This is a genomic window from Pedococcus sp. P2_D7 (assembly GCF_056404295.1).
Genome location: NZ_JBFUEH010000002.1, coordinates 94857 through 118848 on the forward strand (window position 1 = coordinate 94857; position 23992 = coordinate 118848).

Genomic DNA, 23992 nt, shown 5'->3' on the forward strand with positions numbered 1-23992 from the left:
CCCCGGAGCGCGACCCATGAGTGAGCCCACCGCAGACCCGCAGCAGCAGGTGACCCCGGTGTGCCCGCGGCACCCCGACCGGGTCTCCTACGTGCGCTGCCAACGCTGCGGCCGCCCGGTCTGCCCGGACTGCCAGCGCCCGGCCGCCGTCGGGGTCCAGTGCGTCGACTGCGTGAAGGCCCAGGCCGCCACGATGCGCACCACGCGCACGGTGTTCGGCGGCAACGTCACCGACACCCCGAGGGTCTCCTACGCCATCATCGCGATCTGTGTCGCGGTCTTCGTGCTCCAGACCGCGCGCCCCGGCCTGAGCCGCGACATCTCGTTCGTGCCCTACCTCGGGGCCCACGAGCCGTGGCGGTTCCTCACGTCGGCGTTCGCCCACGCGACGATCACCCACATCCTGTTCAACATGCTCGCCCTGTGGATGGTGGGCGCGCAGTACCTCGAGCGACTGCTCGGCGGCGCCCGGTATGCCGCGGTCTACCTCGTCAGCGCCATCGGTGGCTCGGCCTGTTACCTGTTGCTGTCACCGGCGGTTCCCTTCGAGCCGGGCAACCCGAGCTCGTGGTACATCGGAGCCGTGGGTGCCTCGGGTGCTGTCTTCGGTCTCTTCGGTGCCCTGCTCGTGCTCAACCGGCACCTCGGTCGGTCGTCGGCCGGCATGTACGCGACGATCGGCCTCAACGCCGTGATCGGGTTCGTCGTGCCGGGCATTGCCTGGCAGGCCCACCTCGGCGGGCTGGTGACGGGGGCCGCCGTGGCCGGCGTCATCGCCGCGACCTCGTCGAAGCAGCGCCGCCGCTGGCAGTGGCCGGGGGTCGTGCTCGTGCTGCTGGTGGTGATCGCCGTCGCGGTCGCGAAGTATGCCGTGTCGCCGACCGACATCCTCGCCTGACCAGGCGGAGCCATCCCATGCAAAAGGCGAGTTAGCGCCGCCTGCTGCCGGCGCTAACTCGCCTTTTGCATGAGATACCGGCGGCGGATTACACGCCTGTCATTTGTCCCCAGCTGTGGAGAACCCTGTGGACAACCGGGTGGGGACAGAGGGGTCGGTCAGCGCCAGCGGGTGGTCATCGCGAAGCCCGAGAGCATCAGGCCGAAGCCGACGCCGAGGTTCCAGCGGCCGATCGCCTCGATGGGGAACCGCTGGCTCGTGATGTAGAAGACCACGATCCACAGGAGGCCGACGACCATGAGCGTCAGCATCACCGGCACGAACCAGGGCGGGTTCCCGACCTTGGCCTTCGCGGGCTTGCTCGGCGGGGTGTACGCGCGCTTGGCGCGACCCTTGGACTCAGGCACGGAAACACTCCTCGTAGCTCGGACAGCGCCATCACCGTCGCGACGTGTGGCATAGCGTAGTGCCATGGCGGACCAGCGGCTGACGTGGCTGACACGCCGCCCCACCGCTTGGTCGGCCGTCGTGCCCCTGGTCGCGCTGGGCGCGGGTGTGCTCTTCGCGCTGAGCGCGGCCACCGCCCGCGGGACCGACCTGCGCTCCTCCGGCGGGGACCTCCCCGGCCTGATCCGCGAGCACACCAGGCAGAACTCCGCGCTGGCGTCGCGGGTCGCCTCGCTGCGCGCCGAGGTGGACCGGTTGTCCGCCCAGCAGGCGCCGGGCGACCTGCGCGTGACCCAGCTGACCAGGGAGGGCGACAAGCTCGCGCTCGCCGCTGGCACGCAGGCAGTGTCGGGCCCCACGGTGCGGGTCACCCTCACCGATGCCCGCAACGTCCCGGCCGTGCTCCCCGACGGCATCTCGGTCGACGACTACGTCGTGCACCAGCAGGACGTCCAAGCCGTCGTCAACGCGCTCTGGGAGGGCGGCGCCGAGGCGATGATGCTGATGGACCAGCGGGTGATCTCCACCAGTGCGGTCCGCTGCGTCGGCAACACCCTCATCCTCCAGGGCCGGGTCTACTCCCCTCCCTACGTCATCACTGCCATCGGCAACCAGTCCGACCTGCGCGCGTCACTGGATCGCAGCCCGGCAGTCGCCATCTACAAGCAGTGGGTCGGCGCGGTCGGCGTCGGCTACGACGTGCAGTCGAGTCGTGAACAGACCTTCCCCGCCTATGCGGGCTCCATCAACCTCGAGAGAGCAAGGACCACCCGGTGAAGCTGGCGCGCTGGACCCTCGGCATCGTCGGCGACCTGTTGGTCACGGCTGGGCTCGTGCTGCTCCTGTTCGTCGGGTGGCAGCTCTGGTTCACCGACGTCACCGCCAACCGCACGCAGGACGCCACCGTCTCCCGACTGACCCGCGACTTCGCCAAGCCGCCCGCCAGCACCCCGGGCACCGAGACGCCCAAGGCGGTGCCGTTCGGGTCGGCGTTCGCGATCGTGCGGATCCCCCGGTTCGGCGCGGACTACGCCCGGCCGGTGCTCGAGGGCACCAGTCGTGACATCCTCCAGGACGGCATCGGCCACTACGACGGCACCGTCCTGCCGGGCGCCGTCGGCAACTTCGCCGTCGCCGGGCACCGCACCACCTACGGGCGTCCCTTCCACGACATCGACACGTTGCGCACCGGTGACCTGATCGTGGTCGAGACCAGGACGGCATACAGCGTGTATGCCGTGAAGCGGCACGAGATCGTGGCGCCCACCGACGTGCAGGTGGTCGCGCCGGTGCCCGACAAACCTGGCGTGAAGCCGACGGAGCGGTGGATGACGATGACGGCGTGCCACCCGAAGTACAGCGCCGCGCAGCGCTACGTGGTGTTCGCGCAGCTGGTGAAGACCTACCCGCACGCCGACGGCTTGCCCGCCGGCACCCTGACCGTCCCCCTGAGTTCCTCCAAGAAGGCGGCCTGAGCGATGATCTATGCCGCGATCTGGCGCGCGCTGCCCGGACCCCTCGTCGTCCGGGTGCTGCTCGCCGCCGTGCTGGTGCTGGCCGTCGTCGCGGTCCTCTTCGTGTGGGTGTTTCCCCGGATCGCGCCGTTGATGCCGTTCAATGACAACACCGTCGACCCGAGCGCCGGAGTCGTCGCCCACGTCAGGGAGGTCTGATGACCCGCATCCTCGTCGTCGACAACTACGACAGCTTCGTCTTCACGATCGTCGGCTACCTCCAGCAGCTCGGCGCCGAGTGCGAGGTCGTGCGCAACGACGCCCTGGGCCCGGCCGACGGAGCCGACTTCGACGGGGTGCTGATCTCCCCCGGCCCCGGCACGCCCGAGGAGGCCGGCGTCTCCATGGCGATGATCGAGGCCTGTGCCGAGCGGTCCCAGCCCATGCTCGGCGTCTGCCTCGGCCACCAGGCCCTCGGGGTCGTCGTCGGCGCGACGGTCGGGCGGGCGCCCGAGCTGCTGCACGGCAAGACCTCGCGGGTCCTGCACGACGACACCGGGGTGCTGGCCGGTCTGCCCTCGCCGTTCACGGCGACCCGCTACCACTCACTGACCATCGACCCCGCGACCGTCCCCGACACCCTGGTGGCCAACGGGCACACCGAGTCGGGGATCATCATGGCCGCCCGGCACCGCGACCTCCCGCTGCACGGCGTGCAGTTCCACCCCGAGAGCGTGCTGACCGAGGGCGGCCACCGGATCCTGGCCAACTGGCTGGTCGGCTGCGGGCTCGAGGACGCCGTCGCGCGCTCGGCCGGCCTGAGCCCGCTGGTCCACGACGCCGAGGGAGTGGCGCGCGCGGTCGCGGCCGGCTAGCTCCCTACGGCGTGAGGGTCGGCACCGTGGTGGCCGTCGTCGGTGGGGTCGTCGGCTCCGTGGTGGCGGTCGTGGGTGGGGTCGTCGGGGTCTGCACCGGCGGGGGAGGCTGGGCGATGGTGAGCGTGATCGTCGACCCGTCCTCGACCTTCGTCTTGGCCTTGATGCTCTGCTTGAGCACCGAGTTCTCGGGCTCGGTGCTGTCGACGTAGGTCGTCTTCACGCTGAGCCCGAGCTCGCCGAGGATGTCGGCGGCCTCGTTGCGGGTCTTGCCCACGACGTTCGGCACGGTCACCTTGCCCGAGGACACGTTGAGGTTGATGGCGGAGCCCACCGCGACGTCCTCGCCGGCGCCCGGTGACGTCGTGAACACCTTGCCCTTGTCGAGCCCGGTGTCGTCGACCTCCTTGACCGTGCCGACCTTGAGGTCGAGGTTGGCCAGTCGAGCGGTCGCCTCGTCCTGGGTGAAGCCCTTGAGGTCGGGCAGCTCGACCGTGTCCGGTCCGGCGGAGACGCTGATGCCCACCTTGGTGCCGCTGGCGACCATCTCGGCGGCGCCGGGGCTCTGGTCGACGACCACCCCGATGTCCTTGGAGCTGGCGACCTGGGTCGCCTCGGGGACCAGCCCGACGGCCCTGATCTTGGCCTCGGCCGCGGCCTGGGGCAGGTCGATGACGGTCGGCACGGCCACCTTCGGCGCGTCGGTCGGGGGCCGGTCGAGCAGGGCCTTGCCGGCGACGCCCAACACCACGAGCGCGCCGAGGACCGCGAGCACGAGCAGGAAGTAGGCCAGCCCACGCCGCTTGCGCGGCTCGTCGTCGGGGTCGTGGCCGATCGCGGGCAGGCTGGCGGTGTTGGAGCCCACCGGCTCCGGCGGTGCGTCGTACCCGCCCGTGGGGGCGAACACCGTGGTCGCGGCGGCGCCCACCGGGGCGGCGATCGCGACGGTGGGGTCGGCCGCGCTCCCGGCGGTGCCGCGCGCGGCGTCGCTGATCGGGCGCCCGAGCCGGGCGGCCTGGAGGTCGGCACGGAAGGCGGTGGCGTCCTGGTAGCGGGCCTCGCGGTCCTTGGCGAGCGAGTGCAGGACGACGGCGTCGAGCGCGGGGTCGACCGCCGGGTTGAGCGTGGACGGCCGCGGCGGCGGCTGCCCGACGTGCTGGTAGGCGATCGCGACCGGTGAGTCGGCCTGGAACGGCGGGCGGCCGGTGAGCAGCTCGAAGAGGAGGCAGCCGGTGGAGTAGAGGTCCGAGCGGGCGTCGACGTGGTGGCCCTGGGCCTGCTCGGGCGAGAGGTACTGGGCCGTGCCGATGACCGCCTGGGTCTGGGTCATCGTGGCGTTGGCGTCGGCGACGGCCCGGGCGATGCCGAAGTCCATCACCTTGATCTGGCCCTGGGGCCCGATCATGACGTTGGCGGGCTTGATGTCGCGGTGCACGATCCCCATGCGGTGGCTGTAGGCCAGCGCGTCGAGCACTCCCTCGGTGATGCGTGCGGCCTCCGCCGGGTCGAGGGGCGAGCTGGCGTTGAGCAGCTCGCGCAGGGTGCGCCCCTCGACGAACTCCATGACGATGTACGGCACGGGGACCGACGCGCCCCCGGTCTCGATGGCGTGGTCCTCCCCCGAGTCGTAGACCGCGACGATCGAGGCGTGGTTGAGGCCGGCGGCCGACTGGGCCTCGCGGCGGAACCGGTGGAGGAACTGGGTGTCGCGGGCCAGGTCGGACCGCAGCATCTTGATCGCCACCGGCCGCGAGAGCCGGGTGTCGTGGCCGAGGTGGACCTCGGCCATCCCGCCCCGGCCGAGCAGCTCCCCGACCTCGTAGCGTCCCCCGAGCAGACGTGGTGCGCTCACTTCTTCCTTCCCCCTTTGCCCTTGCCGGCGCCCTTACCGGGCGCGGGCTTGGGCGAAACCTTGACTGCGGTGGTGGTGCTCGACGGCGTGGCCTTCGTGGTGGCAGACGGCGTGGGTGGCGTGGTGGTGGTCGTGATCGGTGGCGTGCTGGACTGCGTCCCGGCCGGCGTGCGGGCGGACCCGCGCCCCCCGAAGGCGATCGTTGCCACGACGACCACGAGGACCACCGCAGCGGCGGCGACGGGGATCAGCCAGGCCGGACGCCGGGTGTCGTGCGCCCGGGTGTCGTGCTCGGTGGTGTGCTCGGTGGACGAGGCGCCCGCGACAGCGACCCCGAGGGGCGCCGAGGTGGGCAGCACCGAGGTGGGGAGCGGCTCGCCGGGGGCGAGGTCGAGCGGGACGCCCACGATCGTCGGGGTGACCGCGGCCGCCGCACCAGCCCTGAGGTGCTCCGGCACCTCGCCCGTGGGGAGCCGAAGCGCCTCGGCGAACTCGGCCGCACTCTGCGGGCGCTGCGCGGGGTCCTTGGCCAGCGCTGCCATCACGGTCGTGCGCAACGGCTCCTGGACGTCGTCGGAGAGCTGCGGGGCCGGCTGGCTGACGTGGGCCAGGGCGGTGGCCACCAGCGACTCGCCGGAGAACGGCCGCTCGCCGGTGATCATCTCGTAGCCGACCACCGCCAGGGCGTAGACGTCGCTCAACGGGCCGGCCTGGGCGCCCTTGGCCTGCTCCGGCGCGAGGTAGTGGGGAGTGCCCAGGACCTCACCGGTCTGCGTCAGGGAGGCCTCGCCCAGCGCGCGGGCGATGCCGAAGTCGGTGAGCTTGGCGTAGCCCTGGGGGTCGACGACGATGTTGGCGGGCTTGACGTCGCGGTGGACCACGCCCGCATCGTGGGCGGCCTGCAGGGCCAGGGCGGTCTGGTAGAGGATCTCGGTGACCTCGGCGTGGGGCATGGGCGCGCGCTCGTTGATCAGCGTCGACAGCGGCTCCCCGGTCATCAGCTCCATGACGAGGAAGGCCTGCCCGTCGTGCTCACCGAAGTCGTGCACGGTGCCGACGTTGGGGTGCGAGAGCTGGCTGCTGAGCCGCGCCTCGGCGCGGAACCGCTCGACGAACCCCTCGTCCTGCGCGCTGTCGGGCAGCAGGACCTTGACGGCGACGTCGCGGTCCAGGGTCTCGTCGTGGGCCCGCCACACCTCGCCCATGCCGCCGGCCGCAATCCGCTCGACCAGTCGGTAGCGGTCGGCGATGAGGTCGTCGGGTGCGTAGGTCATCGGCCCAGCACCGCTTCCATCACGGCCTTGGCGATCGGGGCTGCGACCCGGCCACCGGCGGCCTCGTTGCCCGCGTTGCCGCCGTCCTCGACGACGACCGCCACCGCGACCTTGGGGTCGTTCGACGGGGCGAAGCCGGTGAACCAGGCGTGCGGGGGCTTGCCTTGCTGGTGCTGCGCGGTGCCGGTCTTGCCGGCGACGTCGATCCCGCTGATCTGGGCGGCCCGGCCGGTGCCGCTCTTGACGACGGCCTCCATCATCCGGGTCAGGGCGGCGGCGGTGTCGGCGGAGACGGCCTGCGAGAGCTGCTCGGGCTGGGGCTCGTCGATGACCTCGAGGTCGGAGGACGTGACCTTCTTGACCAGGTGGGGGCGCATGACGACGCCGTTGTTGGCGATCGCGGCCGAGATCATCGCGACCTGCAGGGGCGTGACCCGCACGTCGTACTGGCCGATCGCCGACTGGGCGAGCTGTGGCTGGTTGAGCTCGGCGGGCACCGAGCTGGGCGTGACCGACATCGGGACCTGCAGCCGGTCGCCCATCCCGAACTTGGCCGCCTGGGCCCGGAAGTCGTCGGCCCCGACCTGCATGCCCAGCCACCCGAAGGCGGTGTTGCAGGAGATCTCGAGCGCGTGGGTCAGGGTCGTCTTGTTGTTGGCGCCGCACGAGCCGGAGAAGTCATTCGGCAGGTCGTCGCTGGTCTGGGGCAGGTCGAGCACGGCGGGGCCGGGGATCACGCTCTCCTCGGTGAACTTCCCGGACTCCAGGGCGGCCGCGGCCGTGACGACCTTGAAGGTCGAGCCCGGGGGGTAGAGGTTGCCGGCGATCGCACGGTCGACCATCGGCTGGGTCGAGTCGGCGTTGAGCTTCTTCCAGGCCGCGACGACCTTGTCGGTGTCGTGGCTGCTCAGCGAGGCCGGGTCGTATGCCGGGTGGCTGACCAGCGCGAGGATCTCACCGGTGGTGGGGTCGAGGGCGACGACCGCGCCACGCTGGTTGCCCAAGGCCTTGTCGGCCGCGGCCTGCGCCTTCGCGTTGATGGTGAGCTCGATGCTCGCGCCGGTCTGTTCCTTGCCGGTGAGGATGTCGGAGACCCGGCGGTAGAAGAGCTTGTCGGACGACCCGGACAGCAGGTCGTTCTCGGCGCCCTCGATGCCGCCACCGGCGCCGTAGGTGAACGAGTAGTAGCCGGTGAGGTGCGAGTAGAGCTCGCCCTGGGGGTAGGTGCGCAACCACTTCAGCTCGTCGTCGGTGGCCGTCGACTTCGCGACGGGCTTGCCGCCCACGAGGATCTGGCCGCGCTCGCGGGCGTAGTTGGCCAGCAGGGTGCGACGGTTCTCGGGGCGGTCCTGGAGCGACTTGGCCTGCACGAACTGGATGTAGGTCGTGGAGATGAGCAGTGCCGTGAACAGCATGGCCACGACGGTGGACAGGCGACGGATCGGGGAGTTCACCGGATCGCCACCACTTCGGTCCTGGCCTCACCCGACGGGCTGGGTCCGGCCTGGACCTCCTCGACGGGGCGGCGGGCGACGTCGCTGATCCGCAGCAGCAGGGCGACGAGGGACCAGTTGGCAAGCAGGGAGGAGCCTCCGTAGGAGAGGAACGGCATGGTCAGCCCGGTCAGCGGGATGACCCGGGTGACGCCGCCGACGACGACGAAGCACTGCAGGGCCACCGAGAAGGCCAGGCCACTGGCGAGCAGCTTGCCGAACCCGTCGCGCACCCCGAGCGCCGTGCGCAGGCCGCGCTCGACGAGGAGGACGTAGAGGACCAGCAGCGCGAACAGGCCGACCAGCCCCAGCTCCTCCCCGAAGCTCGGGAAGATGAAGTCGGACTCGGCGAAGTAGGTCAGGTCGGGACGTCCGCGACCCAGGCCGGTACCGAGGAGGCCACCGGCCGCCATACCCATCAGGCCCTTCGCGACCTGGTCGGACTGGTCGGGCGCGAACGGGTCGAGCCACAGGTGCACGCGCGCCTGGACATGGTTGAAGGCGAGGAAGGCGACGTACGCGCCGCCGCAGAACAACGTCATGCCGATGGCGATCCACGACGTGCGCTCGGTGGCGACGTAGAGCATCGAGACGAACAGGCCGAAGAGCAGGAGCGAGGAGCCGAGGTCCTTCTCGAAGACGAGCACGAGGAGGCTGAGCACCCAGGCGACGATGATCGGGCCGAGGTCGCGACCGCGCGGGAACGTGAACCCGAGCACCTTGCGACCAGCCAGCGACAGCGCGTCACGGGTCTGCACGAGGTAGCCGGCGAAGAACACCGCGAGCACGATCTTGGCGACCTCACCCGGCTGGAAGGTGAACGGCCCCAAGCCGATCCAGATGCGGGAGCCGTTGACCGTGCGCCCGATCCCGGGGAGCAGCGGGAGGATGAGCAGGCCGAAACCGACGACGGCCGCGGTGAAGGTGTAGCGCCGCAGCATCCGGTGGTCGCGCAGGAACCACAGGACCACGGCGGCGATCGCCACGGCCAGGGCGCTCCAGGTCAGCTGGCGCAGGGCCAGTCCCTCGGTGATGTCGCGGCCCTCGGCGATGTCGAGCCGGTGGATCATCACCAGGCCGAGGCCGTTGAGCAACGTGACGATCGGCAGCAGCAGCGGGTCGGCGTAGGCGGCCTTCCAGCGCAGCAGCAGGTGGAACGCGAGCGAGATGACCAGGAGCCCGGTGCCGTGCGTGACCAGTCCGGGCGGGAAGGCGCCCGAGACCGAGAGGCCGACGTTGACGTAGGCGAGCACCACGATCGCGACGGCGAGCAGCAACAGGACCAGCTCGACGTTGCGGCGGGTGCGGGGGGCGACGCTGGAGACCGTCGTCATCGTGTGGTCGTGGACGACGGGGACGACGTCGTCGTGGTCGGGCTGGTGGTGGTCGACGGCGTGGTCGGCGTGCTGCCGGTGCCGGAGTCGTCACAGGTCGTGGGACTGGCCGCACACCGCAGGGCCTCGGTGCGCAGCTGGCTCACCAGTGCCTCGGCGTCCTTGAGGGTGTCGGTCGACACCCGGTCCTCGACCTTGGTCCGGTAGAAGTCCGGGAGGTCGTCCACGCGGACGTCCGAGTCGGACTTCACCTGGGAGAGGCTGATCGGGCCGACGTCCTGCGTCACGCCCTGGTAGATGGCGACGTTGCCGTCGTGGGCGCCGACGAAGTACTGGCGCTGGGACCAGGTGTACGCGGCATACGCGCCACCACCGAGGACGATGAGCACGACCAACAGCACGGCGAGCAGCCGCAACCAGCGTCCTGGCCCGGAGGCCGGGCCCTCCTCGGCGAGGGTGACGTCCTCGACGTCGTCCGCACCGGAGGCTTCGCGCGACAGGGCGGCGGCCTTGGCGGCAGGCGTGACCGGGATGGCCCGGGTGCCCTTGGTGCGGGTGGCCGCGGCGCCGACGATCTGGGGCTGGGTCGGCGGGGCGGCGACCTTGGTCAGGTCGACGACGTCACCGATGACGACGGTGACGTTGTCGGGAGCGCCGGCCTTCAGCGCCAGGTCGACGAGGCGGTCGGCGGTGGAGCCCGGCGGCTGGCCGGCCAGGACCAGCTCCGCGATGGTGTCGCCCGCGACGTAGTCGGTGAGGCCGTCGGAGGCGATGAGGTAGCGGTCGCCGATGCGGGCCTCGCGCACCATGACGTCGGGCTCGTCGTCCTGCTGGCCGGTGAGGACGCGCGTCACGAGGGAGCGCTGCGGGTGGCCGATCGCCTCGTCCTCGGTGATCCGTCCCTCGTCGACGAGGCTCTGGACGAACGAGTGGTCCTTGGTGATCTGGGTCAGCTTGCCGTCGCGGGCGAGGAAGGCGCGGGAGTCGCCGATGTGGGCGAGGACCAGCTTGTTGTGCGAGCGCAGGATGGCGATGAGCGTCGTGCCCATCCCCTGCAGGCGCGGCTCGACCTTGGCCATCTCGGCGAGCTCGTCGTTGGCAGCCGAGATCCGTTGCAGGAGAGCGGTGCTCGCCTCGCTGCTCCCGAGCGCCTCGCCGTCGAGGTCGACCAGTGCACCGATCACGGTGGATGACGCGATGTCACCGCCGGCGTGCCCGCCCATGCCGTCGGCCATCGCGAGGAGGCGCGGCCCGGCATAACCGGAGTCCTGGTTCTCCGAACGGACCATGCCGACATCGGAGCGTGCGGCGTAGTGGAAGGCGAAGGGCATCGTCGTCGCTGCCTATCGCCTGAGCTCGATGACGGTCTTGCCGATCCGCAGGGTGCTGCCGGCCTCGACGCGCACCGGCCCGGTGAGGCGCTCGCTGCCGACGAAGGTGCCGTTGGTGGAGCCGAGGTCCTCGACGAACCACGCGTTGTCCCGGTGGAAGATGCGCGCGTGCCGACCGCTGGCGAAGTCGTCGTCCAGGACGAGGGCGCACTCCGGGTTGCGGCCGATGACGGTGCCGGACTCGCGCAGGGGCAGGCTGGTGCCGGTCAGCACACCGCCCGTGACGACGAGGGTCCGGGGAGCGCTCGAGTGGGGTTGCCGCTTGGGGCGCTTGGCGGAGGCGGCGGGTGCGGCGCCGCGAGCCTCGCCCCGGCGGCCGGCCGGGGCCGGCTTGCGAGGGGTCCGGCTCACGACACGGGTGCCGTAGAGGTCGCCGCGGAGCACGCCGACGACGCTGAAGACGAAGATCCACAGGAGCACGAGGAGTCCGAGGCGGATGATCGTGAGGGTGAGTTCACTCATGCGTGGGGATCACCGCCGTCCGGCGCGGTAGATGACGGAGGTGCGCCCCACCGTGATCCGGTCCCCGTCGGACAGGCGCTGACTGGTGATCCGTTCGCTGTTGACGAACGTGCCGTTGGTCGACCCCATGTCGCGGATGCTCGCGACCAGGTGCGGGCCGTCGTTGGTCACCCGGATCTCGCTGTGCCGCCTGGAGATGCCGGGGTCGTCGAGGATGATGTCGGCGCTGTCATCGCGACCGAGCACCGTCATGGCGCCCATCAGCGGGTAGCGCTCGCCGTCGACGTCGAGCCACGGCCGGTCGGCCGGGTTGACCCGCCGCGGCTGGGCCGGAGGTGCGACCGGCGCCTGGCGCTGCGTCGCCTCCAGGTCGTCGTCGGTATGCCGCGGGCTCGGGACCGGCGCGGCCGCCGGCGGTGCGCCGGGGCTGGGTGCCGGCTCCGCGGCATACCCCTCGTCGCCCCGCTTGGGCGCGGTGCCCGGGCGACGAGCGGTGGAGGTGCGGAGGCGGAAGACCCCGGTCTCGAGGTCGTTGGCGCTGGCGAAGGTGACCTGGAGTGGTCCGCCGGGCTGGTAGCGCTGCGACTCGGCGTGCTCCTGGGCAGCGGCGATCAGCTCGACCTCGAGCTCCTCGTCGTAGCCGCCGAGGCGGTCGTAGTCGGTGTCGGAGAGCTCCACCGTGAACAGGTTGGGCACGATCGTGCGGCCCTGGCCCAGGACGGCGGCGCGGTCGTCCATGGCACGGCGGATCGCGGAGGCGATCTCCACCGGCTGCACCTCGGACTTGAACGCGCGCGCGAAGGCACCGTTGACGGCACGCTCGAGGCGCTGCTCGACGCGGTCGAACAGACCCATGGGTGCCACCTCCTCACGTGTTGCCCGGGACGCCGGTCGGACCTCGGCCGGTCCGGTCTGGTCCACGATCGTAACCGGCTGCTCTGGGCTGGTCGCTCACCCGCGCCGGGGAGAAGGCCGCAGGTGGGGGCAGTCCGGGTCGGTTGGGTGCCTCGGCCCGCCCGGTTTGGTGAATTCGGGGGGTGTCCGCCACAATTGGCCGGTCCCACGCGCGAGTGGCGGAACGGCAGACGCGCTGCGTTCAGGTCGCAGTGTCCGAAAGGGCGTGGGGGTTCAAATCCCCCCTCGCGCACCCACCCAACGACGATGGTCCCGACATGCTGTTCGTCGGGGCCATCGTCGTTTCCCCGCACTTCTGGCCAGGTATGCCGCAGCCGGAACCGAAATGCGTCCCCACGTGCCGCATGGGTGGCCAGAAGAGCGGCAAACCTGCAGGTCAGGGACGTGCGCCGGACTGCGGGTCAAGCATATCCGGCATAGCCTGACGACAGCGGAGCCTTCCGCCGCACCCGTCAAGGAGGACGCCATGAGCACGACGCCTGACCCCGCCAGCTCTCCTGCCGCAACCGGACCCGACGAGGCCGAAGCCGTCGAGGCCACGAAGACGGCTGAGGCGGTGGAACCGGAGACCACCGAGAACACCGCCTCCACCGCCGCCGACACCGCGGAACCCGACACCTCGTCCGACGCGGACGAGGGCCAGGCGTCACCGCCCACCGCACCGACGCCGTCCAGCTCGACGTCCTCGACCCCCTCCTCCTCGTCCGACGACAGCACCTCGGACGGCGGACCCGACGACACGTCGGACGACGAGCCGCAGAAGTCGGCCGAGGAGTTCGCGGCAGAGCACGACCCCGCCAACCACGACGTCGCTGCCGGCGAGGAGTTCCGGCAACCGGGGGACTGGACTGCGGACGAGGCCGGTGGGCCGCAGGTCTTCGACGACGAGGGCAACCTCGTCTCCGAGGGAGGCGAGGGGACCGGCGCGGGTGCCGAACCGGACAGCGGGGACGGCGCCGGATCGTCCTCCGGGGGAGGACGCCGGGTCTCCGACCTCGACGAGGTCAGGGACGGTGGGTACAGCGTCGGTTCGGCGGCCACCCTCCACGACGGCGCCATGCCCATGGGCCACCCGGTCAAGGCCTGGGAGGACACCAAGACCTTCGTCACCGAGGACCACGACCACTACGACGAAGCGGAGCCGGACGTGTGGTTCACCGACGCCGACGCCGCCCAGCGCGCTGGTTTCCGGCCGGCCGACTGAAACCCTCCCCGGCTCACCCCCACTTCTGGCCACCGGTGCCGCACCAGCTGCCGGAAAGCCGGACCGGCTGCGACCTGAGTGGCCAGGAGTGGGGGGGTTCAGTCCTTGTGAAGGGCGTAGGTCAGGACGGCGTTGCCCGCGGGGGTGGACTGGCTCCGGACCAGCTCGAGCCGGGTGACCGGCACCGACTCGTCGAACAGCCGCCGGCCGACCCCGACCACCGGGTGCGTGGTGAGGGTCAGCTCGTCGATGACGCCTGCCAGGAACAGCGAGCGGATCGTGTCGATGCCGCCGACCACGCTGATGCCACCATCGCTGCCGTCGTCCTTCAGCGCCGACACGTAGGCGACCGGGTCGCCGTCGATGACGGTGCTGTTCCAGCCGAGGTCGCCGGACAGCGTCGAGGTGACGACGTGCTTGCGGACCGGGTTGATGAACCCGGCGAAGAAGTCGCCCTCCCCGGCGGCGGGCCAGAACTCCGACCACTCCTGCCACAGCTTGCGGCCGATGACGACGTCGGTGACGTCACCGATCGCCTCCCCCATCAGCTGCCCCTCCTCGGGGCCGAACGCGTCGAACTGCCACTCGTTCGGCGCTTCGACGACGCCGTTGACCGAGTTGAACTGGTGAGCGGTGACCTTGCGTGCCATGGTGCGGCCTTCCTGGGTGGGCGATCCGGTGCAGCGTTCCGGATGGTGGTGTCGATTGAGACCTTGCCAGTCCCGGGAAGTCATCGCGCGCGGACGGTCCTACCGTGGTCGCCATGACGAGCGCCCGAGTCCGCAGGCTCGGGTTCGCGACCCTGAAGGGCACCAGGCACGTGGCGCGCAACGCGGTGACCCTGGCGGCCGACGGACCCGTCGGGGACCGGGCCTTCTGCCTGGTCGACCCGGCTTCCGGGCGGGTGCTGCGCACGGTCGAGCACCCCTCGCTCATCCAGGTCGAGGCAACGAGCGACGGCGGGGACCTCTGCTTGCGCATGCCTGACGGACAGGAGGTCGTCGGCCGCGTCGAGGCCACCGACGAGGCGCCGCTCACCGCCGACCCTGTGCTCACTGTTGACTACTGGGGACGACCCGCCAGCGTGCGGCTCCTGGCCGGCCCGCACACCGCGGCGCTCACGGCATACCTCGGGCGTACGGTGCGGCTCGCCGCCACGGAGCCCGGCGACGTGGTCTGGGCCGGTGCGGTCTCGGTCGTCACCACCGGCGAGCTCGAGCGGCTGTCCGGGCGGATGCTGGCGGCGGGAGTCACCCCGCCTCCGGGACTGGATGCCCGGTTCCGCGCCACGATCACGCTCGACGCCGCGCAGGACGCAGCCCCGGGCACCCACCTGCGGGTGGGGTCGGCCACGATCGAGGTCCAGCGACGGATCGACCGCTGCGCCGTCGTCGACATCGACCCCGCCACCGGGCGCCGCCAGGTCCCCGTCCTCGCGCACCTGGAACGCCATGACGGCCTGCTCACCTTCGGCGTGGACTCCCGCGTCGTGGCGCCCGGACGGGTTGAGGTGGGCGACCTGGCGACGCCGGAGAACCCGCCGCACTAGGGTCAGCGCATGCAGTCCAGCAGCTTCACCCTGGCCACTCCTGACGGCACCCAGCTGCACGTGAACCGGTGGCTCCCCGACGGCCCGGCGAAGGCCGTGGTCCAGATCGCGCACGGCATGGCCGAGCACTCCGACCGGTACGCCCGGTTCGCCGAGCGGCTCACCGCCGACGGGTATGCCGTGTACGCCGGTGACCATCGCGGCCACGGCTCCACCGCGCGCACCGCCACCGACGCGGGCTACTTCGCCGACGACCACGGCTTCGACACGGTCGTCGACGACCTGCACCTGCTGAGCGACCACGCCCGCGAGGAGAACCCGGGGCTGCCGTTCTTCCTCTTCGGCCACAGCATGGGCTCGTTCCTGAGCCGGTCCTACGCGACCCGGTTCGGCGGCGACCTCGACGGGCTCGTCCTGTCCGGCACGGCCGGCGACCCCGGCGCGCTCGGCAAGGTGGGGCTGGCGCTCGCCACCGCCCAGGCGCGGCTGCGCGGGCGGCGGCACCCCAGTGGCCTGATGGACCAGCTGACCTTCGGCCAGTACGGCGCGGCGTTCAAGCCGAACCGCACGAAGTTCGACTGGCTCTCCCGGGACGAGGCCGAGGTCGACAAGTACATCGCGGACGAGCGCTGCGGCAACGTCTTCACGAGCGGGTTCTTCGCCGACCTGCTGGGTGGCCTCGGCACCATCAACTCCGACGCCTCGGTGAGCCGGGTGCCCAAGACCCTGCCGATCTTCGTCTTCTCGGGCGCGCAGGACCCGGTGGGCGAGAAGGGCAAGGGCCCGACGGCCGTGGCCGACCAGCTCCGCCGCCTCGGGGTCGGTGACGTCACGCTCAGGCTCTGGCCGCAGGGCCGCCACGAGATGCTGAACGAGACCAACCGTGACGAGGTCATGGACTCGGTGGTGGAGTGGCTCGACGCGCACCTTCCCGCGCAGGGCTGAACCACCCGGCATACCCGAAACACCGTCGGTGAGGATGTCGAGAACGGGCCGATGACTCCGTCCTCGGGGTGATGGCGGCCAGAATGGCCGACACGGACCGAGGAGGAACCATGGCGAAGTACCTGCTGCTCAAGCACTACCAGGGTGGACCCGAGCGCACGCCCGAGGGCTGCATCCCGATGGACCAGTGGACGCCCCAGGAGATCAGCGACCACATCAACTTCATGCACCACGTCGCGGACACGCTGCGCGAGCGCGGCGAGTTCGTCAGCGCCGACGGGCTGTCGCCCGGGGGGACGTTCGTGCGCTTCGACGGGGAGGGCAAGCCCCCGGTGACGGACGGGCCGTTCGCCGAGACCAAGGACCTGATCGCCGGCTGGATGATCATCGACGTCGACTCGCAGGAGCGGGCGCACGAGGCCGCCGCCTTCCTGTCGTCGGCCCCCGGAGCCGGTGGGGTGCCGCTGCGGGAGTGGATCGAGGTGCGCGCGTTCATGTCCGAGCCGCCCACCGTCACCGAGTGACCAGCCCCCGGTGACCCCCCGACCGGCCGAGCTCGAGGACCTGCTCCGCCACCTCGGCCCCCAGGTGCTCGGTGTCCTCGTCCGCCGCGGAGACGACTTCGCCGCGGCCGAGGACGCCGTGCAGGAGGCACTCGTCGAGGCCTTCCGGCGCTGGCCGGACGGGCTCCCCGACGAGCCGCGGGCCTGGCTGGTGACGGTCGCCTCGCGCAAGTACCTCGACATCGTGCGGTCCGAGGTGGCCCGCCGCCGGCGCGAGGAGCGGTTCCACGACGAACCGGAGCCCGGCGCCACCGAGCAGGACGACGACACGCTGCTCCTGCTCTTCCTGTCCTGCCATCCCGCGCTCTCCCCCGCATCCGCGGTGGCGCTGACCCTGCGGGCGGTGGGCGGACTCACCACGAGGCAGGTCGCCGAGGCCTACCTGGTGCCCGAGGCGACGATGGCCCAGCGGATCAGCCGGGCCAAGCGCACCCTCTCCGGCGAGCGCCTCACCCAGCCGGGCGACCTGCGCACCGTCCTGCACGTCCTCTACCTGATCTTCAACGAGGGCTACGGCGGCGAGGTCGACCTGGCCGCCGAGGCGATCCGGCTGACCCGCCAGCTGGCCGCCGGCAGCGACGAGCCCGAGGTGCAGGGGCTGCTGGCGCTGATGCTCCTACACCATGCGCGCCGCGCGTCGCGCTGCACCCCGACTGGTGAGCTGGTGCCGCTCGCCGAGCAGGACCGGTCGCTGTGGGACACCGCCCTCATCGCCGAGGGCGTCGACGTCCTCCAGTTCGCGCTCGCCCGCGACCGGCTCGGGGAGTATCAGGTGCAGGCGGCCATCGCGGCGCTGCACGCCGACGCCCGGTCGGCCGAGGAGACCGACTGGACCCAGGTCCTCGAGTGGTACGACGAGCTCACCCAGCTCACCGACAGCCCGGTCGTCGCCCTCAACCGGGCGGTCGCCGTGGGCGAGGCCGACGGACCGTTGGCCGGCCTGCGAGCGCTCGCCGCCGTCGACCGGGGCGTACCCCGCCACGCCGCCGTCGCGGCATACCTCCACGAACGGGCTGGTGACCTCGCCCGGGCGAGGGACCTGTATGCCGTGGCGGCCAGGGCGGCGACCAGCGCGGCGGAGCGCGACCACCTCACCCGACAGGCAGCGCGACTCCACGCGGCAGGTGGGTGACAGTGGTCAGTCGCGCTCGAGCCGTTCGAGCGCTCGCTCGCGGATCCGGTTCCCGAGCACCGGGAGCTCCTGCATCAGGTCGGAGAAGTCCCAGGCCATCAGGGTCAGCAGGCGCATCGTGCTGAGGGCGACGACGTTCGCCGACCGCGTGCTGTGGGTCAGGACCCCGATCTCGCCGAACCAGTCGCCCGGGCGCAGCGTGGTCAACAGCCTGGTGTCGTGGGCCGCGGCGGCCAGGCCGTCGACGACGAAGAACAGGCTGTACGCGTAGTCGCCCTCGCGCGCGAGGACGGTGCCGACGTCGACCTGCCGCTCGCTCAGCTTCTCCGCGACCATCGCCCGCTGCTCCGTGGTCAGATCGGCCAGAAGCGGTATCGAGGCGAGTTCCTGAGCATCCATGACGCCTCCCTGGACCGGTGACCCCTCGCCTCACGATGACCCCCGTGCGGGATCCCGTCAACCACCACCGGACGGACCGTGGCGATCGGTGGTCGGCGGTCGCACGGTCTCTGACAGACTCGGAACCATGGACCACGGGGCTTCACCCTCGAACTTCGCGTCGGCCTACCGGCACGGCTTCGCCCGCGTCGCCGCGTGCACGATCCCGGTGGCCGCCGGCGACCCGGCGCGCAACGCCGAGGCCGTCATCGAGCAGGTGCGGGGGCTGCACGAGGACGCCGTGGCGGTCGCGCTGTTCCCCGAGCTGAGCCTGTCGGGCTACGCCATCGACGACCTGTTGCTCCAGGACGTGCTGCTCGACGAGGTCGACCGGGCCGTGACCACCGTGGCGGCGGCCACGAAGTCGCTCCTGCCCGTCGTGGTCGTGGGCGCCCCGCTGCGGCACGGCAACCGGCTGTTCAACTGCGCCGTCGTGATCCACCGGGGCGAGGTGCTCGGCGTCGTGCCGAAGTCGACCCTGCCCAACTACCGCGAGTTCTACGAGAAGCGCCACTTCGCGCCCGGCGACGACACCCGCAACGACTGGTTCCACGCGCCGCACTGGCCGGGGGCCGACGAGGACGGCGACCTCCCCTTCGGCCCCGACCTCGTGTTCGACGCAGAGGACGTCCCCGGGCTGGCCGTCCACGTCGAGATCTGCGAGGACATGTGGGTGCCCGTGCCGCCGAGCGCGAAGGCCGCGCTCGCAGGCGCCACGGTGCTGCTCAACCTGTCGGCGTCACCCATCACCGTCGGCCGCGCCGAGGACCGCCACCTGCTCGCGCGCTCCGCGAGTGCGCGCTGCAACGCCGCCTACCTGTATGCCGCCGCATCGGCCGGGGAGTCGACCACCGACCTGTCGTGGGACGGCATGACGATGGTCTACGAGCTGGGCGACCTGCTCGGCGAGAGCGAACGGTTCCCCGACGGGCCACGGTCGACCGTCGTCGACGTCGACCTCGACCGGCTGCGGCAGGAGCGGATCCGGCAGGGGTCCTTCGACGACAACCGTCGGACCGAGCGGGTCGACGCCAGTGACGGGGTGGACTTCCGCACCCTCGGGTTCACGCTCAAGCCGCCGACCGGCGACATCGGGCTGCGCCGCAAGGTCGACCGGTTCCCGTTCGTGCCGGACGACGAGGCCCGGCTCGCGCTCGACTGCTACGAGGCCTACAACATCCAGGTCTCCGGCCTCGAGCAGCGACTGCGGGCCATTGCCACGGACAGCTGGCAGCCCAAGATCGTCATCGGGGTGAGTGGTGGGCTCGACTCGACGCACGCGCTGATCGTCGCGGCGAAGGCGATGGACCGGCTCGGCCGCCCGCGCACCGACATCGTCGGCTTCACGATGCCGGGGTTCGCGACGAGCGAGGGCACCAAGGGCAACGCCGTCCACCTCATGGAGTCGCTCGGGATCACGTGGGAGGAGCTCGACATCCGCCCCGCGGCCACCCAGATGCTGGAGGACCTGGGGCACCCGTTCGGCCGTGGCGAGGAGGTCTACGACGTCACCTTCGAGAACGTCCAGGCCGGGCTGCGCACCGACTACCTCTTCCGGGCCGCCAACCAGCGCGGCGGCATCGTCCTCGGCACCGGTGACCTCTCCGAGCTCGCGCTCGGCTGGTGCACCTACGGCGTCGGTGACCAGATGTCGCACTACGGGGTGAACAGTGGCGTGCCGAAGACGTTGATGCAGCACCTGATCCGATGGGTCGTCAGCAGCGGCCAGTTCGAGGGCGAGGTCAACGGCACCCTCACGGCGATCCTCGACCAGGAGATCAGCCCCGAGCTGGTGCCGACCAAGGCGGGCGAGAAGATCCAGTCCACCGAGGACTCCGTCGGCCCCTACGCCTTGCAGGACTTCACGCTCTACCACGTGCTGCGCCGTGGCTACCGGCCCAGCAAGATCGCCTTCCTCGCCCTCCACGCGTGGTCCGACGCTGCGGCGGGCGACTGGCCGGCGGGCTACCCCGAGAGCCGGCGCACGGCATACGACCTCGCCACGATCCGGCGATGGATGGAGGTCTTCGTGCAGCGCTTCTTCAGCAACCAGTTCAAGCGCTCCGCGCTGCCCAACGGTCCGAAAGTCGTTGCGGGAGGCTCGCTCTCGCCCCGCGGTGACTGGCGTATGCCGTCCGACGTCACCGGACGCGCGTGGCTCGAGGAGCTGCGCTCCTCCGTCCCGGAGAGCTGAGCGGCCTAGCACTCCTGCACTACTGCGCTGTCGCCGCCCGATGCGACAGTGGTGGCGTGGCAGTCACCGTCGAGGACGTGCGCCGCATCGCGGCGCCGCTGCCGCGCGCCTACGAAGTGGTGGTCCGCGACCGCGTGAAGTGGCGGGTCGGCAGCATCGTGTGGCTCGCCTTCTCGCGCGACGAGACGGAGATGGGTTTCGCCTTTCCGCGTGAGGAGCGGGCGGCCCTGGTCGAGTCGGAGCCCGACGTGTTCTTCATGCCCGGCCAGGTCGACCTGCGCTACCAGTGGGTCGAGGCGTGGACCGATGCGATCGACCTCGACCGGCTGCCCGAGCTGGTGCTCGACGCGTGGGCGATGGTCGTGCCCAAGTCGGTGTCCGCGCCCTACTTCGCAGGGCTCGGCGAGGGGCTCAGAGCTGACCGGTGACGATCCACTCGCAGGCCTGGTGGAAGGCGTCCCACGGGTCGGTGCCGAGCGTCGTCGTGAACGAGCCGGCGTGCCGGTTCTGCGGGTCGTGGAACGTGCCGGACCAGACGTCGCCCCGGGCGGAGGCGCTCAGCGTCGCCCGACGCAGGAGGGTGCAGGACGAGATCTCCACGGCCATGGCCCCGGAGGGGTGCAGGTCGCGCTTCACCGTGAACGCGTGGCCGAGCACGATGTCGGTGCAGCGGGCGGCCTCGGCGGCGCGGGACCGGGCCCGGTCGTAGCCGGCCTGCCGCGAGTTGCCCAGCGACAGCGCGAGCGCGGAGCGGGCCGGGTACACGCTGGCCACGCTGCGGGCCCGCTCTGCGTCCTCCCGAGCCGCTTCCCGCTCCATCCAGGCGCGGGTGACGTCGGCCGCGAGCAGGTCGCGGGCGCCCGGCGAGGCGTTCGCGACGTACCACGCGTTGTCGTAGAGCCGTTCGATGACCGTCATGGCGGTTCCCCTTGCACGAGCCAGATGGTGGTCCGGGAGGCGTCTGCTGCGACGTCCTCCCGGTAGTCACCATCGTGGGGCCGAGGGTGCTCCGTCACATCCGACAGTGGGGGGCAGACGCCCTCCACCACGTGCACGAGACGAACCCTGCGGATGCCGTGGTTTGGTCGCGGCTGTCCCGCACGACGCGCGTCAGCGTGGCCCGATCTCTGGACGGTCGGACTAGGCCAAAGCGGTGAGGTGGGAACGGCCGACGGGGTAGGGGTGGCGCCTGCCGTGCGCCCGGCGCATAGTGGAAGTCGGGCCGATGATGCGAGAAGCGCATGGCCCTGACTGACCGCCTGGAGGTGCCATGAGCCGCGTGACGACCCTGCCAGAGCTGGTGCCCGTGCTGTCCGCGGGCCGGCACCGCAACCCGCGCAAGGGTGCCTGCTTCATGGAGATGGCCTCGTTCCTCGCCGGCGAGCGCTGGAGCGACCACCCGGCCTGCACCCATCCGCTGCTCGCGTCGCTGGCCCGGCTCGTCAACGACTCGCTGGGCGACGCCGACCGTGGCCGGCTGGTCACGCTGATCCCCGACGTCGTGGGGCTGACCGGGTCGGACCTCGACCTCGACCTCGCGATCGCCACCCGGGCAGCAGCGGCGGCCCTGCCCGTGGCCCCGGCCACCCGCCAGAACGTCCTGGCGGTCGGACTGCTGACCGCCCAGCGGCTCGCGTCGACGCGTCCGGGCGTCCGCGACCTCGTCGACGAGCTGTGCGGTGCGGCATTCGCCGCCGTCCCGGAGGCACACGCCTGGGCCGAGCGCTATGCCCGTGGCGCAGTCGTCAGCGAGCGCACCTACCGCCGCCAGACCGCTCCCCACACCGTCGCGTATGCCGTGGAGGGCATCGCCGTGGCCTGCGTCCCCGACGTCGCGGACCGGCTCGTGCACCTCCTGGAGCAGGTCGTGGCCGACGTCGCGGGTCGCATCGAGCGCCCCGAACGCACCGAGCCGTTGCCCCACCTGGCGCACCAGCTGCTCTCCGACTGACCCCAAGTCGGCACCAAGTGGTGCCCAAGCGGGTGGCTGCACCGTGTTCCGCACACCAACTGACAGCGGAACAAGGAGTCACCCATGACCAGCCAGACCACCCCCACCAGCCTCCGCGCCGAGTCCCTGCGCGGGCTCTGCGACGGTGGGGTCCACCTGCCCGGGGACCCCGGGTACGACGCAGCGCGCCTCCCGTGGAACGCCGCCCTCGACCAGCGCCCGGCCGCCGTGGCCCAGCCGCGGACCGTCGCCCAGGTGCAGCAGGTGGTCCGTGCGGCCGCCGCCGCGGACCTGCGGATCGCGCCACAGAGCACCGGCCACAACGCCGGCCCCCTCGTCGCGCAGGGTCTCGACGACGTCGTCGTGCTGCGCACCTCGGCGATGACCGGCGTCACGATCGACCCGGTGCGCCGGATCGCCCGGGTGGAGGGCGGCGCCCTGTGGATGCACGCGACCGAGCCCGCGGGTGACCACGGCCTGGCCGCACTGCACGGCAGCTCTCCCGACGTCGGGATCGCCGGCTACTCCCTCGGAGGAGGCATCGGCTGGTACGCCCGCCGCCTCGGCCTGGCCACCAACAGCCTCACCGCGGTCGAGCTCGTCACCGCCGACGGCGAGCACCTGCGCGCCGACGCCCATCGCAACGCCGAGCTGTTCTGGGCGCTGCGCGGCGGTGGCGGCAGCTTCGGCGTCGTCACGGCGCTCGAGTTCCGCCTCTACGCCATCGAGTCGGCGTACGCCGGCATGCTGATCTGGGACCGTGAGGTCGCGGAGCCGGTGCTGCGCCGCTGGGCCCAGTGGGCTCCCGGCGCCCCCGACGACGTCACCACGTCGTTCCGGATCCTCAACCTCCCCCCGATCCCGGACATCCCCGAGATGCTGCGGGGCCGGTCGGTGGTCGTCATCGACGGAGCGGTCCTCGGATCGGACGACGCGGGGGCGGCGGCCATCGCCGACCTGCGCGCGCTGTCGCCGGAGATCGACACGTTCGGACGGGTGCCGGCACGGACGCTGGTGCGGCTGCACATGGACCCGGAGGGGCCCACGCCCGTGGTGTCCGACTCCGCGATGCTCGACGGGATGCCCGACGCGGCGGTCGACGCGTTCCTGTCCGAGGTCGGGCCGGGCTCGACCTCGTCGTTGCTCATGGCCGAGCTGCGGCAGCTCGGTGGCGCCCTGGGACGCGAGCACGAGGGGGGCGGTGCGCTGAAGCAGCTCGACGCCGCGTTCGTCTCCTTCGCCGGTGCGATGGCCCTCACGCCCGAGATGGCTGCGCAGGGCGAGCACGACGCGCACCGCCTCACGAAGGTGCTGTCGCCGTGGGCCAACGGTCGCAGCTACCTCAACTTCGCCGAGAACGCCGTCGACCCGCGGACCGCCTATGACGAGCGGGCGTGGTTGCAGCTCAAGGGAATCCGCTCCGCGGTCGACCCGCACGGCCGGTTCGTGGGCAACCACCGCATCCCGCGGCTCGTCGAGAACGGTCGGGTCACCGACTGACCTACCGACGCTCATCCATGCAAAAGGCGAGTTAGCGCCGCCTCCCACTGGCGCTAACTCGCCTTTTGCATGAGGTGGCGACAGGCGACGGCGGCGCATACTCGCCTTTTGTATGAGATGG

General features: G+C 71.5%; 25 protein-coding genes and 1 tRNA gene. 15 read left to right on the top strand and 11 right to left on the bottom strand.

Features of this window, described 5'->3' with window-relative positions; genetic code table 11:
- Positions 1-16 precede the first annotated feature (16 nt).
- A complete protein-coding gene (locus tag AC1DWJ_RS03920; RefSeq protein WP_477620025.1) occupies positions 17-898 on the top strand; it encodes a rhomboid family intramembrane serine protease in 882 nt (293 codons plus the stop codon).
- 158 nt (positions 899-1056) lie between these two features.
- On the opposite strand, the gene AC1DWJ_RS03925 is transcribed toward AC1DWJ_RS03920, so the two are convergent.
- Positions 1057-1305 carry a cell division protein CrgA gene (locus AC1DWJ_RS03925; protein WP_344136728.1) on the bottom strand — a complete coding sequence of 83 codons (249 nt, stop codon included), beginning with the start codon at positions 1303-1305 and terminating at the stop codon, positions 1057-1059.
- A gap of 64 nt (positions 1306-1369) precedes the next feature.
- Between AC1DWJ_RS03925 and AC1DWJ_RS03930 the strand changes: the two genes are divergently transcribed.
- From AC1DWJ_RS03930 to AC1DWJ_RS03945, 4 genes are read left to right on the top strand one after another with little or no spacing between them, the layout of a single operon-like run.
- A complete protein-coding gene (locus AC1DWJ_RS03930) occupies positions 1370-2122 on the top strand; it encodes a DUF881 domain-containing protein (RefSeq protein ID WP_457254406.1) in 753 nt (250 codons plus the stop codon).
- A complete protein-coding gene (locus AC1DWJ_RS03935; RefSeq protein ID WP_477620026.1) occupies positions 2119-2820 on the top strand; it encodes a class E sortase in 702 nt (233 codons plus the stop codon). The genes AC1DWJ_RS03930 and AC1DWJ_RS03935 overlap by 4 nt, the downstream gene beginning before the upstream one ends.
- 3 nt (positions 2821-2823) lie before the next feature.
- Positions 2824-3018 carry a hypothetical protein gene (locus AC1DWJ_RS03940; protein WP_457254404.1) on the top strand — a complete coding sequence of 65 codons (195 nt, stop codon included), beginning with the start codon at positions 2824-2826 and terminating at the stop codon, positions 3016-3018.
- Positions 3018-3674 (top strand): aminodeoxychorismate/anthranilate synthase component II, encoded by a 657-nt coding sequence (locus AC1DWJ_RS03945; protein ID WP_457254403.1) that lies wholly within the window; start codon positions 3018-3020, stop codon positions 3672-3674. The genes AC1DWJ_RS03940 and AC1DWJ_RS03945 overlap by 1 nt, the downstream gene beginning before the upstream one ends.
- A 4-nt stretch (positions 3675-3678) precedes the next feature.
- Here the strand turns inward: AC1DWJ_RS03945 and pknB are convergent, their stop codons facing one another.
- Genes pknB through AC1DWJ_RS03980 form a run of 7 tightly spaced genes read right to left on the bottom strand, consistent with a single transcriptional unit; the run spans position 3679 to position 12335 of the window.
- The gene (pknB, locus tag AC1DWJ_RS03950) at positions 3679-5526 is read right to left on the bottom strand and encodes a Stk1 family PASTA domain-containing Ser/Thr kinase (RefSeq protein ID WP_457254402.1); all 1848 of its coding nucleotides are present in this window, start codon (positions 5524-5526) and stop codon (positions 3679-3681) included.
- Positions 5523-6800 carry a serine/threonine-protein kinase gene (locus AC1DWJ_RS03955; protein WP_457254401.1) on the bottom strand — a complete coding sequence of 426 codons (1278 nt, stop codon included), beginning with the start codon at positions 6798-6800 and terminating at the stop codon, positions 5523-5525. The genes pknB and AC1DWJ_RS03955 overlap by 4 nt, the downstream gene beginning before the upstream one ends.
- Positions 6797-8254 (bottom strand): peptidoglycan D,D-transpeptidase FtsI family protein, encoded by a 1458-nt coding sequence (locus AC1DWJ_RS03960; protein ID WP_477620027.1) that lies wholly within the window; start codon positions 8252-8254, stop codon positions 6797-6799. The genes AC1DWJ_RS03955 and AC1DWJ_RS03960 overlap by 4 nt, the downstream gene beginning before the upstream one ends.
- Positions 8251-9627 (bottom strand): FtsW/RodA/SpoVE family cell cycle protein, encoded by a 1377-nt coding sequence (locus AC1DWJ_RS03965; protein ID WP_457254399.1) that lies wholly within the window; start codon positions 9625-9627, stop codon positions 8251-8253. Before AC1DWJ_RS03965 ends, AC1DWJ_RS03960 begins: the two co-directional genes overlap by 4 nt.
- Positions 9624-10958: a PP2C family protein-serine/threonine phosphatase gene (locus AC1DWJ_RS03970; protein WP_457254398.1), complete on the bottom strand. Its 1335-nt coding sequence runs from the start codon at positions 10956-10958 to the stop codon at positions 9624-9626. The genes AC1DWJ_RS03965 and AC1DWJ_RS03970 overlap by 4 nt, the downstream gene beginning before the upstream one ends.
- 12 nt (positions 10959-10970) lie before the next feature.
- Positions 10971-11480 carry an FHA domain-containing protein FhaB/FipA gene (locus AC1DWJ_RS03975; RefSeq protein ID WP_457254397.1) on the bottom strand — a complete coding sequence of 170 codons (510 nt, stop codon included), beginning with the start codon at positions 11478-11480 and terminating at the stop codon, positions 10971-10973.
- 9 nt (positions 11481-11489) lie between these two features.
- Positions 11490-12335, bottom strand: a complete 846-nt coding sequence (locus AC1DWJ_RS03980) for an FhaA domain-containing protein (RefSeq protein ID WP_457254396.1) — start codon at positions 12333-12335, stop codon at positions 11490-11492.
- A gap of 209 nt (positions 12336-12544) precedes the next feature.
- Between AC1DWJ_RS03980 and AC1DWJ_RS03985 the strand changes: the two genes are divergently transcribed.
- A tRNA-Leu gene (locus AC1DWJ_RS03985) sits at positions 12545-12627 on the top strand.
- Between the two features lie 234 nt (positions 12628-12861).
- Entirely contained in the window at positions 12862-13599 is a 738-nt protein-coding gene (locus AC1DWJ_RS03990) for a sunset domain-containing protein (RefSeq protein ID WP_477620028.1), read from the top strand.
- 98 nt (positions 13600-13697) lie between these two features.
- Here the strand turns inward: AC1DWJ_RS03990 and AC1DWJ_RS03995 are convergent, their stop codons facing one another.
- Positions 13698-14249, bottom strand: a complete 552-nt coding sequence (locus tag AC1DWJ_RS03995) for a dihydrofolate reductase family protein (RefSeq protein WP_457254394.1) — start codon at positions 14247-14249, stop codon at positions 13698-13700.
- A 113-nt stretch (positions 14250-14362) separates the two neighbouring features.
- Here AC1DWJ_RS03995 and AC1DWJ_RS04000 point away from each other — a divergent pair, with 113 nt between their 5' ends.
- The 4 genes from AC1DWJ_RS04000 to AC1DWJ_RS04015 all read left to right on the top strand — a co-directional run bounded on the left by AC1DWJ_RS04000 (position 14363) and on the right by AC1DWJ_RS04015 (position 17788).
- The gene (locus AC1DWJ_RS04000) at positions 14363-15148 is read left to right on the top strand and encodes an MOSC domain-containing protein (RefSeq protein WP_477620029.1); all 786 of its coding nucleotides are present in this window, start codon (positions 14363-14365) and stop codon (positions 15146-15148) included.
- 9 nt (positions 15149-15157) lie between these two features.
- Positions 15158-16093 (top strand): alpha/beta hydrolase, encoded by a 936-nt coding sequence (locus AC1DWJ_RS04005; protein ID WP_457254392.1) that lies wholly within the window; start codon positions 15158-15160, stop codon positions 16091-16093.
- 110 nt (positions 16094-16203) lie between these two features.
- On the top strand, positions 16204-16617 hold the full coding sequence (locus AC1DWJ_RS04010) for a YciI family protein (RefSeq protein ID WP_457254391.1): 414 nt from the start codon (positions 16204-16206) through the stop codon (positions 16615-16617).
- A 10-nt stretch (positions 16618-16627) separates the two neighbouring features.
- Positions 16628-17788, top strand: coding sequence for an RNA polymerase sigma factor (locus AC1DWJ_RS04015; RefSeq protein ID WP_477620030.1), 1161 nt, complete (start codon positions 16628-16630; stop codon positions 17786-17788).
- Positions 17789-17794: 6 nt separating this feature from the next.
- On the opposite strand, the gene AC1DWJ_RS04020 is transcribed toward AC1DWJ_RS04015, so the two are convergent.
- Complete coding sequence (locus AC1DWJ_RS04020) at positions 17795-18187, bottom strand: cyclic nucleotide-binding domain-containing protein (protein WP_457254387.1); 393 nt, start codon at positions 18185-18187, stop codon at positions 17795-17797.
- Positions 18188-18314: 127 nt separating this feature from the next.
- On the opposite strand from AC1DWJ_RS04020, the gene AC1DWJ_RS04025 reads away from it, so the two are divergent.
- The gene (locus AC1DWJ_RS04025; RefSeq protein WP_477620031.1) at positions 18315-20420 is read left to right on the top strand and encodes an NAD(+) synthase; all 2106 of its coding nucleotides are present in this window, start codon (positions 18315-18317) and stop codon (positions 20418-20420) included.
- A 56-nt stretch (positions 20421-20476) separates the two neighbouring features.
- Positions 20477-20848: an MmcQ/YjbR family DNA-binding protein gene (locus AC1DWJ_RS04030; RefSeq protein ID WP_457254384.1), complete on the top strand. Its 372-nt coding sequence runs from the start codon at positions 20477-20479 to the stop codon at positions 20846-20848.
- Here the strand turns inward: AC1DWJ_RS04030 and AC1DWJ_RS04035 are convergent.
- Complete coding sequence (locus tag AC1DWJ_RS04035; RefSeq protein WP_457254383.1) at positions 20832-21338, bottom strand: hypothetical protein; 507 nt, start codon at positions 21336-21338, stop codon at positions 20832-20834. The two genes, AC1DWJ_RS04030 and AC1DWJ_RS04035, sit on opposite strands and share 17 nt — an antisense overlap.
- A gap of 352 nt (positions 21339-21690) precedes the next feature.
- On the opposite strand from AC1DWJ_RS04035, the gene AC1DWJ_RS04040 reads away from it, so the two are divergent.
- Positions 21691-22371 carry a hypothetical protein gene (locus tag AC1DWJ_RS04040; protein ID WP_457254382.1) on the top strand — a complete coding sequence of 227 codons (681 nt, stop codon included), beginning with the start codon at positions 21691-21693 and terminating at the stop codon, positions 22369-22371.
- 84 nt (positions 22372-22455) lie between these two features.
- Positions 22456-23871, top strand: coding sequence for an FAD-binding oxidoreductase (locus AC1DWJ_RS04045; RefSeq protein WP_477620032.1), 1416 nt, complete (start codon positions 22456-22458; stop codon positions 23869-23871).
- Positions 23872-23992: the final 121 nt, after the last annotated feature.

What these genes read in the sequence shown, in the direction of transcription:
- AC1DWJ_RS04040 (WP_457254382.1), top strand. Translation starts at nt 21,691, where the DNA reads ATGAGCCGCGTGACGACCCTGCCAGAGCTGGTGCCCGTGCTGTCCGCG.
- AC1DWJ_RS04010 (WP_457254391.1), top strand. Translation starts at nt 16,204, where the DNA reads ATGGCGAAGTACCTGCTGCTCAAGCACTACCAGGGTGGACCCGAGCGC.
- AC1DWJ_RS04035 (WP_457254383.1), bottom strand. Translation starts at nt 21,338, where the DNA reads ATGACGGTCATCGAACGGCTCTACGACAACGCGTGGTACGTCGCGAAC.
- AC1DWJ_RS04000 (WP_477620029.1), top strand. Translation starts at nt 14,363, where the DNA reads ATGACGAGCGCCCGAGTCCGCAGGCTCGGGTTCGCGACCCTGAAGGGC.
- AC1DWJ_RS03945 (WP_457254403.1), top strand. Translation starts at nt 3,018, where the DNA reads ATGACCCGCATCCTCGTCGTCGACAACTACGACAGCTTCGTCTTCACG.
- AC1DWJ_RS03965 (WP_457254399.1), bottom strand. Translation starts at nt 9,627, where the DNA reads ATGACGACGGTCTCCAGCGTCGCCCCCCGCACCCGCCGCAACGTCGAG.
- AC1DWJ_RS04005 (WP_457254392.1), top strand. Translation starts at nt 15,158, where the DNA reads ATGCAGTCCAGCAGCTTCACCCTGGCCACTCCTGACGGCACCCAGCTG.
- AC1DWJ_RS03975 (WP_457254397.1), bottom strand. Translation starts at nt 11,480, where the DNA reads ATGAGTGAACTCACCCTCACGATCATCCGCCTCGGACTCCTCGTGCTC.
- AC1DWJ_RS03955 (WP_457254401.1), bottom strand. Translation starts at nt 6,800, where the DNA reads ATGACCTACGCACCCGACGACCTCATCGCCGACCGCTACCGACTGGTC.
- AC1DWJ_RS04020 (WP_457254387.1), bottom strand. Translation starts at nt 18,187, where the DNA reads ATGGATGCTCAGGAACTCGCCTCGATACCGCTTCTGGCCGATCTGACC.
- AC1DWJ_RS03930 (WP_457254406.1), top strand. Translation starts at nt 1,370, where the DNA reads ATGGCGGACCAGCGGCTGACGTGGCTGACACGCCGCCCCACCGCTTGG.
- AC1DWJ_RS03970 (WP_457254398.1), bottom strand. Translation starts at nt 10,958, where the DNA reads ATGCCCTTCGCCTTCCACTACGCCGCACGCTCCGATGTCGGCATGGTC.
- AC1DWJ_RS03920 (WP_477620025.1), top strand. Translation starts at nt 17, where the DNA reads ATGAGTGAGCCCACCGCAGACCCGCAGCAGCAGGTGACCCCGGTGTGC.
- AC1DWJ_RS03995 (WP_457254394.1), bottom strand. Translation starts at nt 14,249, where the DNA reads ATGGCACGCAAGGTCACCGCTCACCAGTTCAACTCGGTCAACGGCGTC.
- AC1DWJ_RS04025 (WP_477620031.1), top strand. Translation starts at nt 18,315, where the DNA reads ATGGACCACGGGGCTTCACCCTCGAACTTCGCGTCGGCCTACCGGCAC.
- AC1DWJ_RS03980 (WP_457254396.1), bottom strand. Translation starts at nt 12,335, where the DNA reads ATGGGTCTGTTCGACCGCGTCGAGCAGCGCCTCGAGCGTGCCGTCAAC.
- AC1DWJ_RS03990 (WP_477620028.1), top strand. Translation starts at nt 12,862, where the DNA reads ATGAGCACGACGCCTGACCCCGCCAGCTCTCCTGCCGCAACCGGACCC.
- AC1DWJ_RS03940 (WP_457254404.1), top strand. Translation starts at nt 2,824, where the DNA reads ATGATCTATGCCGCGATCTGGCGCGCGCTGCCCGGACCCCTCGTCGTC.
- AC1DWJ_RS04045 (WP_477620032.1), top strand. Translation starts at nt 22,456, where the DNA reads ATGACCAGCCAGACCACCCCCACCAGCCTCCGCGCCGAGTCCCTGCGC.